Genomic DNA, 11,714 nt, shown 5'->3' with positions numbered 1-11,714 from the left:
TATGACCATAAAAACAATAAATATTAGCATATGAAAGCAGTAATGTTTCCGGGGCAGGGATCCCAATACAAAGGAATGGGAAAAGACCTGTTCAATCAGTTCAGAAAAGAAACAATTTTAGCATCAGAAATATTAGGGTACGACCTTGAAGAATTATGCATCAAAGATCCTGAACGTCAGTTGGGGAAAACACAATTCACACAACCTGCATTATATACGGTAAATGCATTTACACATTATGCCAACTCATCAGGAAGTAAACCCGATTTTTTCATTGGACACAGTCTGGGAGAATATAATGCCCTGTTAGCAGCAGAAGCATTCAGCTTTGAAACCGGATTAAAGCTGGTTCAGAAAAGAGGAGCTTTGATGGCTGCGGCATCCGGAGGTGGAATGGCAGCGGTATTGGGACTTAAAGTGGATGCCGTACAAAAACTTTTAGCAGAAGGGGGATACAGCGATATAGATATCGCCAATATCAATACTCCGACTCAGATTGTAATAGCGGGACCTCAGGATTCCATTGACAGGATTGTGCAGGAATTTGAAGAACGCAAGATTAAAATATTTCCTCTTTTTGTAAGCGCTCCTTTCCATTCAAGATATATGAAACCTGCGGCTACAGAATTTAAAGATTATCTTCAAAACTTTAGTTTTTCAGCCTTAAAGACTCCTGTGATTGCAAATGTTACAGCAAAACCTTATCCTGATGGACAGATCATTGAGCTTTTGGCTCAGCAGATTGAAAGCTCTGTACAGTGGACAGATACCATCCGGACTTTAATGGGGAAGGGAGTTACCGAATATGAAGAAACAGGAAGTGTTATTTTAACTAAAATGGTCAATGAAATTACAGAAAACTGTACGCCATTGATCCATGAAGAGGAAATTGTAATCGAAACAGCAAAACCTCATATTAACGGATCAGTAAATGGTAAGGTAAATGGGGAAGCTTCAAAAAAAGAATGTCTTTCCACCCGCTTAGGAAGCCATGAATTCCGTAAAGATTATGGTCTTAAATACGCTTATGTTGCAGGATCCATGTACAGAGGAATTGCTTCACCTCAATTGGTAGTACGCTTGGGAAAAACAGGATTCATGGGATTTTTGGGAACAGGAGGAATGCCATTGGCAGAAATAGAAAAGAATATTATTAAAATTCAGGAGGAACTGACCCATGGAGAACCGTATGGCGTGAACTTCCTGCATAATTTAAATGATCCGGCTTCTGAAATGAAAGCTATTGAGCTTTTACTTCTTTATGGAGTAACGAATATTGAAGCTTCGGCTTATATGCAAATGATGCCTGCTTTGGTGTATTACAGATTAAAAGGTTTACAGAAAGGACCAAACGGTGAAGTAATATGTAAGCATAACATTATTGCCAAAGTTTCCAGACCGGAAGTAGCAGAAGTTTTTATGCGTCCTGCCCCTGAAAAAATTGTGAGACATCTTTTGGAAGAAGAGTTGATCACAGCAGAACAGGCAGCACTCTCTAAAAAAGTACCGATGAGTTATGATATTTGTGTTGAAGCGGATTCAGGTGGGCATACTGATCGTGGAATTGCAATGGTTTTATTGCCGTCTATCCAACGTTTAAGAGCAGATATTATGGCAGAATATGGTTATTATAAAGGAATACGAGTTGGATTGGCAGGTGGAATCGGTACGCCTCAGGCAGCAACATGTGCCTACATTATGGGAGCTGACTTTATTGTGACTGGTTCAGTTAATCAATGTACGGTAGAAGCAGGAACCAGCGATGCCGTAAAAGACCTTTTACAGGACATCAATGTACAGGATACCGACTATGCGCCGGCAGGAGATATGTTTGAAATTGGTGCTAAAGTGCAAGTGCTTAGAAGAGGAGTGTTGTTTGCTGCAAGAGCAAATAAGCTATACGCTTTATACAATCAGTACAACAGTTTAGATGAGATCCCAGAAAAGACCTTAACGCAGTTAGAGAAAACGTATTTCGAAAAAAGCATCAGTGAAATATGGAACGAAGTACGCGAATATTGTAGAAATGTGGGAGCTGAGGCAGAGATTACCAAAGCGGAACAGAATCCTAAAAATAAAATGGCTTTGGTCTTCCGTTGGTATTTTGGGTATACCAATAGACTGGCTTTTGAAGGAAATATTGAGAATAAAGCCAATTTCCAGATCCATACAGGTTCTGCACTTGGAGCATTTAATCAGTGGGTCAAAGGTACTCCGATGGAAAGCTGGAAAAAACGCCATGTTGACGAGATTGGAGTCAATATTATGGTAGGAGCAGCAAAATTATTAGAAAACACAGCATTAATGGTAAATAATTAGATGACAGAAAACGAGTTTAAAAAACATATTGTATTCTTATTTTCCGGACAAGGAAGCCATTATCGCGGGATGGGACGGGAATTGTACGAACAGCACCCGAAATTTAAAAGCTGTCTTGAAAGACTGGATCAAATGGTACAAAAGCAGCTCAACTACTCATTGATTGATGAACTGTATACCAACACAGAAGAATCGTTCGATGAGTTGTTGATCACCCATCCTGCAATTGTTGCTGTTGAGATTGCTTTGTATGAAGTTCTATTGGAAATGGGAATTAAACCGGATTTTATATCGGGTAACAGTTTGGGTGAATTTGCGGCAGGTGTTGCTAATGGGGTATGGGATGCTGCCAGTGCTGTTGAAGCTGCAATAGAACAGGCTAAATCCATCTGCCGTGCTGATATTGAAGGCGGTATGCTGGTAGTTTTTGCCGAAGAAATAAAATTGAGAAGTCTCTATAAACAACATCAGCTATTTCTTGCATCAGATAATTTTAAAGGACATTTTACTTTATCAGGTAAAACGTCTCACTTAGAAGTATTTGAAAGCAAATTGTCTGAAGAAGGAATGAGTACTTTTCGGCTTCCCGTCAATGTTCCTTTTCATTCTCCATTAATGAAAACTGCAAAAGCAGATTTCGATCAGTACAGCAGTTCAGCCAGTGCTTTTAAAGCTCCATCCAAAGGATTTATATCGGGTTTTGAAGCGATAGAAATCAATGAGCTGACAGCTGATTATTTCTGGCAGGCGATAAGTCACTACTCTAATTTTACAAAAATAATTGATCTTCTGGAAGCCAAAGGTCCCTGTCTGTATATAGACATGGGACCTTCGGGAACCAGTGCTGCATTTGTTAAATACAATCTGCAACCTGAAACTTCTTCTGAGGTACTAACCATTATGAGCCCTTACAGAAGAGAAATTGAGCAGCTGGAAAAATTACAGCAAAAAATAAAAGATACAGTAGTATGAACACCCATGTCAAAAATTTTTTGACACCCTGGGAAGTGATGATGGGCATTCCATCTGATCTTAAAAAAATAAATATAAACAGATGAAAGTAGAAGTTTTCCTCGTATCTGGTCAAGGTATTAAAAATCAATGTTACCTCATTCATGATAACCATTCCGGAATATTGATCGATCCGGCATGGGACTATGAGTTGATCAGCAGTTTTTTGAAAGACAACCATATTACATTGAGAGGGGTTTTATTGACTCACTCTCATTACGATCATACAGATCTGGCCTCCACCTTTGCAGTATATTATGGGGTACCGGTATATATGTCAGCCATTGAAATCAGACAATATGAATTTACATGCCCTAATCTCATCGCTATCCAGCATTTGCAGGATGTCATGGTAGGTCAGTTTAGTGTAACGGCATTACTGACTCCGGGACATACGAAAGGAAGTGTTTGCTATCTCATTGATAGGCATTGTTTTACAGGAGATACTATTTTTATTGAAGGAGTGGGCATCTGTGACAATAGTGGAATCAATTCCCTTTATGATTCCGTACAGTTTATAAAACAATATTTACCCCAGCAGGCCTTAATCTGGCCGGGACATTCGTTTGGTGAACAGCCGGGAAAAGAGCTAAGTTTTCTACTGCAGAACAACATCTATTTCCTTTTGAACAGAAGAGATGCTTTTACAGATTTCAGGATGCGGAAGAATCAGCCAGACCCTTTTTCTTTCAAATAATAATGCTAATTTTATGCGTTTATTGACGATGAACTTATTGCTATGAATGTATCCATACAAAATAATAGTGCAGTTGAAAAATTAGCTTTACAGAGAGCTGATGGTTTGTATCCTGCTGCTATTGCAGTAACTCAGCACTCGCTGGCTCACTTGAAAGAAATACGACATTCTTTTTTGCATCAGGAAGAACTGGACTTTTTTGGTACATTAAAGTTACCTAAAGTTCAGCACAGTTATTTGCTGGGTAGATACGCTGCCAAAACTGCATTAAGTGCATTTATGAATGAGGTTGTTTTACCAGATACAAAAATAGTTTCCGGAATATTCCAGCAGCCGGTTCTTCATTTATCCGGAGCGGGAAATATCCAATTAAGTATTTCTCATACTACAGAAATGGGGATAGCTGTGGTATTTCCGGAAGGACATCCGATGGGGGTAGACGTAGAAGCTGTTAGTGCAGAGCAATCAGATACCATTAAAGGAGTTATTACTCCTCATGAGAAAGATAAGCTTTTGGATATTGATGGTGATGAAAACAAAAGTCTTACTGTTTTATGGACGATAAAAGAAGCCCTGTCCAAAGTCCTGAAAACCGGTCTTATGACTCCTTTTCATTTATATGAAATTGAGGATATTGAGCATAAAGGAAATGTTATCGTTTGCAACTTTATCAATTTTCCTCAATATCAATCCATATCCTGGGTGTCAAAAGGACATGCATGGTCCATTGTATTACCTAAAAAAAGTAGTTTGGATACAGCAGTGATTTCACGATTGTGTTTGTAGAACAGTTATTTTTTCTTTGACTTTTTCTCTTTCTTTTTGTACCAAAGATAAGTAGCCTGTTGAGATGAGCTATCCGGTTGCCCGGCCTGGTCTTCGGAAATACTCTGGCCTTTACTGTTAATGATCCTCTTTTTGGTATGGTCATTCAGCTCCATATTGATAATAGCGTTAATCTCCTGCATGATTTTTTTATCCTTTATAGGAAAGGCAACTTCTATTCTGCGGTTGAGATTCCTGCTAAGCATATCTGCCGAAGAAAGGTAAATTTTTTCTGCTCCATCATTGTGAAATCGATAGATACGGGAGTGTTCAAGATAACGGTCTACAATCCTGTAAATCTTGATGTTTTCCGTATAACCTTTAATTCCCGGCAGCAGAGTACAGATCCCCCTCACAATAAGGGTAATTTCAACTTTTGCATTATTGGCTTCAATTAGTTTACTGATGATTTCCTTGTCATTAAGACCGTTGATCTTCATGAATACTGCTCCTTTCTTGCCATTCTCAACATTTTGTATTTCAATATCAATATGCTGTAGGATATTTTCTTTCAGATTAAATCCTGCGACCCATAAATTAGAAATAGGGTAATTTTTTTCTTTGGTTTTAAAAAACCTGAATACCTGCTTCAGATCATCCGTATATTCTTTTTGAGAGGTGAAAAAGCCAAAATCGGTGTATGTTTCTGCTGTATTTTCATTGAAATTTCCTGTTGATAGGTAAGCATAATTCTTTGTCTTTCCTGCATTTTTTAAGGTTAATAGAGCCACCTTGCCATGTACTTTAAGATTAGGCATACTGTAAATGATCCTGATTCCGGCCCTTTGCATCTCGTTGGCCCAGAAAAGGTTATTATTCTCATCGAATCTGGCTTTTACCTCAACAAAAACAGTTACTTTTTTTCCATTTTTTGCAGCGCTGATCAGAGCATTAGCAATGAGAGACTGTGAAGATATGCGGTACAGGGTTACTTTTATTTCCGTTACATCTTTATGAATAGCAGCCTCGTTAAAAAACTGTAGGACATAATGATAAGATTGATATGGGAAATGGAGCAGCTGGTTTTCTTCACCAATGACTTCAAATATTGATTTCTTGGTTTCAAACGGAAAATATTTCAGCGGTGGGAAATTCTCATTTTGAAGATCCGGAAAATTGGGATTAGGAAACTTAAACAGATCAAAAAAATTATGATGAGTGCCACCTTCAATCATTTCGTAGTCCTTCAGATGGAATGCATTTTTACATAGCTTTCTCATTTCTTCGGGCATATTAAAATCATACAGGAATCTTGTAGATGAACCCGATTTTCTTTCCTGCAGTTTCTTTTTGATCTTGGAAACCAGATTTCCGCTAGCTTCGTCCTCAATCAGGTAATTTTCATCCCGGTTAAGTTTAATAGCAAATGCTGTAGAGGTTTTCTGGTCAGGGAATATATAATGCAGACATTTTTTAATTATTGTGTCTATGGATATGATGTAATTTTTTCCTTTTACAGGGCTCAGTAATTTATACCGGTTCAGCTTATCAGCTGGTATATTGATGTAACAATAGGTGATTTCGCCATTTGTATTTTTTAGCCGGATCAATAAGTAAAGCTGCCTGTTATTTAAAAAATACTCCTGATTTTCGTCTTCTGACAAATAAACAATTTGGATATAAGAAAGGATGGTTGTTTTAAAGTAACTGTCGATCTCCTCTGTATGCAGGGGGAGCAACGGCTGGTTTTCGTAATAGATGATCTTATTTTCCTGAAGTTCCGGGATAATCTGCTTTTTCCATATCGAACCGAATGTATTCTGCTGGCGGTTAATTTCCTTATTAACCTTCTCAAACAAATTGCTTTTTTCAGGAATAGAATGAAGATCGCTGATCTTTACCCTATAAAATTCATCAAGGTTGGAAGAATGAATGGCAAGGAATTTTATTCTTTCATACAGAGGATTGGTTTTATCAGCCGCTTCCTGTAAAACACAGTCATTAAAAGATAACCAGGACAATTCGGATGGAAATATATATTTTTTAGGCATTTTATAATTGTTGAAGTCAAATATAGATAAGGATGTTAGTTTAGAAAATCCTCTTTCAAAATTTCATTAAGCGATATTGAATGTGAAATTAATACAATTTTTAATATCAAAACCATAATTCATGGTTAGTTTGCGAAATATTAATACTGGAAATTAGATAAAACCTGGTTATTGTGATAAAGCAAAATATAGGTGATCTTAAATATTACTTCCTGATCAAAATAGATATGAAATGAGGCTGAACACGTACAAATACAGGGATAAGCAATAGAGAAAAAGCGTAATCGTTAGCGCTTGATTATTAAATAATCTATTGAATCTATATTTTAAATTAAAAAATAATAGCTAAATTCACTTTTTAACAAAAAGAAGATGAAGCTTAATCATATCAATTTAGTTGTTGCCAATGTTGAAAAGACAACAAAATTCTTTCAGACCTATTTCGGTTTTAAATGTGTAGATGTAAAAGGAGATTATATCGTTAGTGTATTAAAGGGAGAAGGTAATTTTACACTGGTATTGATGAAAAACCGAGAAGGAACTCCTGCTTACCCCGAAGCCTTTCACATAGGATTTATGCTGGACACCATAGAACAGGTTAATGATATATACCAACGTTTAAAAACGGGAGGTATTGTAGGAGAACAGGAACCCCGCAAAATAAGGGATAGCTTTGGTTTTTATTTCAGCTATGAAAACCTGATGATAGAGGTGGGGCATTATTATGAATAGTTTTTAGTTTGATTAAGGTAGAGGTTTTTAAGATTTTGATTTTGTGAATCTTATACGAATGTTTTAGATGATAGGTTGAATGGAATCCGGAAAAACTAAAAATTTAAAATAGAAAACAATAATAAAAACAAACACATTCAGATGAAAAAAGCGTTTATGTATTTTTTGCTGGTCATTTTTATGACGTCGTGCAGGAGTACTTCTGTGGAAACAAATTTAACAAATGACATCAATAAATTGATAGATGGCAAAAAAATGGATATAGGAGTTTCTGTCAGAAATAATGAAGGAAATGAATTAGTTAAGATTAATAATAATAAGAATAAGAAATACAGGCTATACAGTGTATCAAAATACTTTTTAGGTCTTTATATTTTACATCTTGTAGATCAGGGAAAGATGAATCTGAATCAACAGATTGTATTTTCTAAAGAAGATTTAAGACCAGATACCTATAGCCCTCTGAGAGATAGTATTCCCCAGGGGACAACAATGTCTCTGAAACAATCCGTTTATTTTATGCTTAAACGTAGTGATAATAATATATTCGATAAGCTTGCGAATTATGTTCCCGGAAGCTTTGGCGGCCTCAATACTTTTATCCATGAAATTCACATGGGAAATCCGGGAGATTTCAGTATTATGTATGATTATACCAGTCCTTTAAAAGACTTTGAATCAAATAGGATTACCCCTGGTTTTGCTACAAAAATCCTTTATAAGGTTGAAAAGAAGAAAATATTATCTCACGAAAGTTTTGATCTGCTAAAAAACGGAATGGAACATTCGGTAACAAATACCAGAATACAGGGATTGATACAAAATAAAACAAAATCATTTCATAAATCAGGAACATCAGGCAGGGACAATGGTGTGCTCCGGGCATGTAATGATATTGGAATTGTAAATCTTCAAGATGGTAAATCTTTCAGTATTGCCGTATTTATATCCGACTCCCATGAAGACAATAAGACCAATGATGATGTAATAGCAAAAATAACGGACTTAGTGTATAGTAAGTTGAACAAATAAATGTTCATGTACTTTATGTGTCTGATTTGTACGTTTATGGACGGACTTTAACACTGTACTTTTCTTAAATTATTTCCCGTAAAAATAACGGCCATATATTGTCTTTGAATTGTTCACGGAAAATGCCAAAATGCCCGATAGTATCAGTATTAAAATCTTTTGGAACCAGATGAATTCTGGTCAGATCTGCCCTTTCATATTTTTTACTGAGCCAGTCAACGGCTTTTCTGGGGGCAAAATGATCATCTTCAATGCTAACAGAAATTAAAGGGGTTGTGATGTTTTTGAAAAATAGATCCTGCTTCGGAATATGATCAAAAAGATAATTAGGCGACAAACACCATTTTCCCCATTGTTTGGCAACATTCTTCGATAAATTTTCCATACCGCTGATTCTTTTGGAGGGAAGATAATTAAAAAAGCTGATCAGTAGAGGAAACATCGCTTTCCAATAAGTCCATAACTTATATTTTTGAAACCCTTTCCAGAATTTCCAGTATCCGCTCTGGGCTGCGACAAGAATAATTTTACCAGCCTCTGTAGAAGATGATGATAACCCGATGAGCTGCCCTCCGATACTGTGCCCCAATAAAATGATATTCTGGTCCGGATAATTCTTTTTAGTGTATTCCGTTACAGCATGCAAATCGGTTTTTCCCCAGTCTGAAGCACCATTATTCAGCTTTTGAATAGGCTTTTTAAGAGATTCTCCTATACCAAGGTAGTCAAAAGTAATGACTGAAACTCCATGATCAGAAAGGAACTGCGCAAACTTTTTATAATAAGATTGTTTTACTCCGGTGGCTGATGATATGATTAGAATATTTTTACTGTCAGGAACTTCGTAAATATGGGCGGAAACAGGATACCCTTCATTGGTTTTAATTTCTACTGTTTTCATCATATTTGGTTATGTAGTTTGAATAAATAATGATTTCTCATTATTAAGAGGTTTTTGATAAAATAGTGAATAAAAATTTTTAATAAATGTAAGCCATAATTTTTTTAATAAGAGAAGAATTGCCTTGATTTTAAGTGTTATACATAATTTTTCTTGAAAGTAATCTCCGAAAATACTATTTTTAAAATCCGTTTCATTTCAAATAACTATTTCAAACAACGAGTAACGAATATGCACGAACTATTACCTTTCATGTTAGCCTTGATTATAGCAATTGTATTGATCGAAATGTTGGCTGAAAAACTGAGAATTGCATATCCCATACTTCTTGTTGTTGCCGGACTGCTGATCAGTTTTATTCCCGGGCTGCCAGGCATACAGATTGATCCGGACCTTATATTCTTTATTTTCCTGCCACCTATTCTCTTTGAAGCGGCATGGAGTATTTCATTTAAAGAAATGAAAAAGTGGTGGCGGATCATTGGAAGTTTTGCGTTTCTGGTTGTATTTTTTTCCGCGCTCACAGTTGCAATGATATCTAATTATTTTATCCCGGGTTTTACCCTTGCATTAGGTTTTCTGTTAGGAGGAATCGTATCACCTCCCGACGCGGTAAGTACCGGAGCAATAATGAAGTTTGTGAGAATTCCAAAATCCACCTCCGCAGTTCTGGAAGGTGAAAGCTTACTGAACGATGCCTCATCACTTATTATTGTCCGCTTTGCTTTAGTAGCTATAGGAACGGGACAATTTATTTTCCAGACGGCAATTACGGATTTCTTCTGGATGGTTATAGGAGGAATAGGAATCGGACTTTTAGGAGGCTGGCTCTTTATCCAGGCTCATAAAAGACTGCCTACGGATGCACCTTCAGATATTGTGTTTACACTGGTGGAATCCTATCTGCTGTATTGGGTAGCTGAACAGGCACATAGTTCAGGTGTGCTGGCGGTAGTGGCCGGTGGATTGTTTTTATCCACCCGGAGGCTCACTTTTCTCAGTAGCGCCAGCAGGATCAAAGGGCTCAGTTTTTGGGAAGCGCTGATCTTTATTTTAAATGGTATCGTATTTATGATCATCGGATTAGCTCTTCCGGAAATTGTGAAGGGGCTTAGGGCAGATGGGATTCCTTTAAGAACAGCAATTTTTTATGGAGCCCTTGTTACGGTAATTTTAATTGCTACCCGGATGATCTCTTCTTATGCCGCACTGATTGCAACTGTTATGTTCAGACCCAGTGTTACTCCCGGAAGAGGTTTGAGCCGCCGGAGAATACTTGGCTTACCGCTGTTATTAGGTTGGACAGGAATGCGGGGTGTGGTGTCATTAGCCGCTGCCTTATCTATTCCGTTGACCTTACCGACCGGAGAAGCTTTTCCACATAGAAATCTGATATTATTCGTCACCTTTACAGTGATACTTTTTACACTTCTTATCCAGGGGCTTACTCTTCCTCTTATCATTGAACGCTCAAAATTGTTTGATTACGGCAGGGAATTACCGGAGGATGAAGCAAAAATGAAAGTTAAGAACCATCTTGTGGTAGAAACAATACGTTTGTTAAAAGAAAAACAAAAAATGGGGGAGTATGAAGATCCTCATTTACAAAAGATGATCGACCAGTGGGAATATAAAATAAGCCAGCCGGAACATTTGAGAATGACCGAACGGACCAAACAGAATTACCTCGAATTGCTGGAAAATCAGCGTAAGTTCTTATCGGGACTTAACAAAGATCCTGAACTGCATGAGGAATACATCAATTGGCAAATATATCAGATTGATCTGGAAGAAGAGAGAATCAGACTTTTATAAATCAATAAAACGGGCTTTGGCCCGTTTATTTTATTAATCAGTATAAAATGCATGCATCCTTTGCACCTTGCCCTCATCATTAAAGAACATCACCTCAATTGCTTTTTTGTTCATAATGGATTGGTAATACAATGCAACGGAATTGATACCGTAAGTGACATCAAACAGCTCAAAATGCAAATCGGGTACCTTCTCAAGAGCACGCCCCCAATATTCTCTAACAGCTTCTTTTCCTTTAAGGGTATCTTCACCTGATGTGAATGTTTTGATCATCGGAGTAGTGATCTCGATATCATCTGCATAATGGCTCAGGATGTCTTCCAAATTATGAGAATTCCAGGAGTTGATCCAAAGGTTGGCAAAATTTTTAATGTCCATAGAATATTTAGTT

At 37.0% G+C, this 11,714-nt stretch carries 10 protein-coding genes; 7 read left to right on the top strand and 3 right to left on the bottom strand.

Annotated features, from left to right (window positions below):
- Positions 1 to 30: 30 nt before the first annotated feature.
- The 4 genes from fabD to AAEU33_RS16830 all read left to right on the top strand — a co-directional run bounded on the left by fabD (position 31) and on the right by AAEU33_RS16830 (position 4,813).
- Positions 31 to 2,319: an ACP S-malonyltransferase gene (gene fabD, locus AAEU33_RS16845; RefSeq protein ID WP_345989024.1), complete on the top strand. Its 2,289-nt coding sequence runs from the start codon at positions 31 to 33 to the stop codon at positions 2,317 to 2,319.
- Positions 2,320 to 3,291 (top strand): acyltransferase domain-containing protein, encoded by a 972-nt coding sequence (locus tag AAEU33_RS16840; protein ID WP_345989022.1) that lies wholly within the window; start codon positions 2,320 to 2,322, stop codon positions 3,289 to 3,291. It abuts the gene before it with no gap.
- Positions 3,292 to 3,373: 82 nt separating this feature from the next.
- On the top strand, positions 3,374 to 4,027 hold the full coding sequence (locus AAEU33_RS16835) for an MBL fold metallo-hydrolase (RefSeq protein ID WP_345989018.1): 654 nt from the start codon (positions 3,374 to 3,376) through the stop codon (positions 4,025 to 4,027).
- 42 nt (positions 4,028 to 4,069) lie between these two features.
- Complete coding sequence (locus AAEU33_RS16830) at positions 4,070 to 4,813, top strand: 4'-phosphopantetheinyl transferase superfamily protein (protein ID WP_172283446.1); 744 nt, start codon at positions 4,070 to 4,072, stop codon at positions 4,811 to 4,813.
- 5 nt (positions 4,814 to 4,818) lie between these two features.
- On the opposite strand, the gene ppk1 is transcribed toward AAEU33_RS16830, so the two are convergent.
- Positions 4,819 to 6,843 (bottom strand): polyphosphate kinase 1, encoded by a 2,025-nt coding sequence (ppk1, locus tag AAEU33_RS16825; RefSeq protein ID WP_345989015.1) that lies wholly within the window; start codon positions 6,841 to 6,843, stop codon positions 4,819 to 4,821.
- 372 nt (positions 6,844 to 7,215) lie between these two features.
- Here ppk1 and AAEU33_RS16820 point away from each other — a divergent pair, with 372 nt between their 5' ends.
- Complete coding sequence (locus tag AAEU33_RS16820) at positions 7,216 to 7,575, top strand: VOC family protein (protein ID WP_273647762.1); 360 nt, start codon at positions 7,216 to 7,218, stop codon at positions 7,573 to 7,575.
- Positions 7,576 to 7,716: 141 nt separating this feature from the next.
- Positions 7,717 to 8,607, top strand: a complete 891-nt coding sequence (locus AAEU33_RS16815; RefSeq protein ID WP_345989011.1) for a serine hydrolase — start codon at positions 7,717 to 7,719, stop codon at positions 8,605 to 8,607.
- Positions 8,608 to 8,671: 64 nt separating this feature from the next.
- On the opposite strand, the gene AAEU33_RS16810 is transcribed toward AAEU33_RS16815, so the two are convergent.
- Positions 8,672 to 9,511, bottom strand: coding sequence for an alpha/beta fold hydrolase (locus AAEU33_RS16810; RefSeq protein WP_345989008.1), 840 nt, complete (start codon positions 9,509 to 9,511; stop codon positions 8,672 to 8,674).
- A 228-nt stretch (positions 9,512 to 9,739) separates the two neighbouring features.
- Between AAEU33_RS16810 and AAEU33_RS16805 the strand changes: the two genes are divergently transcribed.
- Positions 9,740 to 11,323 (top strand): Na+/H+ antiporter, encoded by a 1,584-nt coding sequence (locus tag AAEU33_RS16805; RefSeq protein ID WP_345989005.1) that lies wholly within the window; start codon positions 9,740 to 9,742, stop codon positions 11,321 to 11,323.
- Positions 11,324 to 11,356: 33 nt separating this feature from the next.
- On the opposite strand, the gene AAEU33_RS16800 is transcribed toward AAEU33_RS16805, so the two are convergent.
- Entirely contained in the window at positions 11,357 to 11,701 is a 345-nt protein-coding gene (locus AAEU33_RS16800; RefSeq protein WP_345989003.1) for a nuclear transport factor 2 family protein, read from the bottom strand.
- Between the last annotated feature and the right edge of the window lie 13 nt (positions 11,702 to 11,714).

The sequence above is a fragment of the Chryseobacterium sp. Chry.R1 genome, from assembly GCF_039645525.1.
Taxonomy (GTDB): Bacteria; Bacteroidota; Bacteroidia; order Flavobacteriales; family Weeksellaceae; genus Chryseobacterium; species Chryseobacterium proteolyticum.
The sequence above is the reverse complement of the archived record's forward strand: the minus strand, read 5'-3'. Positions and strand labels throughout refer to the sequence as shown.

Excerpts from the sequence above, each read along its gene's own strand:
- AAEU33_RS16840 (WP_345989022.1), top strand. The coding sequence starts at position 2,320 with ATGACAGAAAACGAGTTTAAAAAACATATTGTATTCTTATTTTCCGGA.
- AAEU33_RS16805 (WP_345989005.1), top strand. The coding sequence starts at position 9,740 with ATGCACGAACTATTACCTTTCATGTTAGCCTTGATTATAGCAATTGTA.
- AAEU33_RS16835 (WP_345989018.1), top strand. The coding sequence starts at position 3,374 with ATGAAAGTAGAAGTTTTCCTCGTATCTGGTCAAGGTATTAAAAATCAA.
- AAEU33_RS16830 (WP_172283446.1), top strand. The coding sequence starts at position 4,070 with ATGAATGTATCCATACAAAATAATAGTGCAGTTGAAAAATTAGCTTTA.
- fabD (WP_345989024.1), top strand. The coding sequence starts at position 31 with ATGAAAGCAGTAATGTTTCCGGGGCAGGGATCCCAATACAAAGGAATG.
- AAEU33_RS16810 (WP_345989008.1), bottom strand. The coding sequence starts at position 9,511 with ATGATGAAAACAGTAGAAATTAAAACCAATGAAGGGTATCCTGTTTCC.
- AAEU33_RS16815 (WP_345989011.1), top strand. The coding sequence starts at position 7,717 with ATGAAAAAAGCGTTTATGTATTTTTTGCTGGTCATTTTTATGACGTCG.
- ppk1 (WP_345989015.1), bottom strand. The coding sequence starts at position 6,843 with ATGCCTAAAAAATATATATTTCCATCCGAATTGTCCTGGTTATCTTTT.
- AAEU33_RS16800 (WP_345989003.1), bottom strand. The coding sequence starts at position 11,701 with ATGGACATTAAAAATTTTGCCAACCTTTGGATCAACTCCTGGAATTCT.
- AAEU33_RS16820 (WP_273647762.1), top strand. The coding sequence starts at position 7,216 with ATGAAGCTTAATCATATCAATTTAGTTGTTGCCAATGTTGAAAAGACA.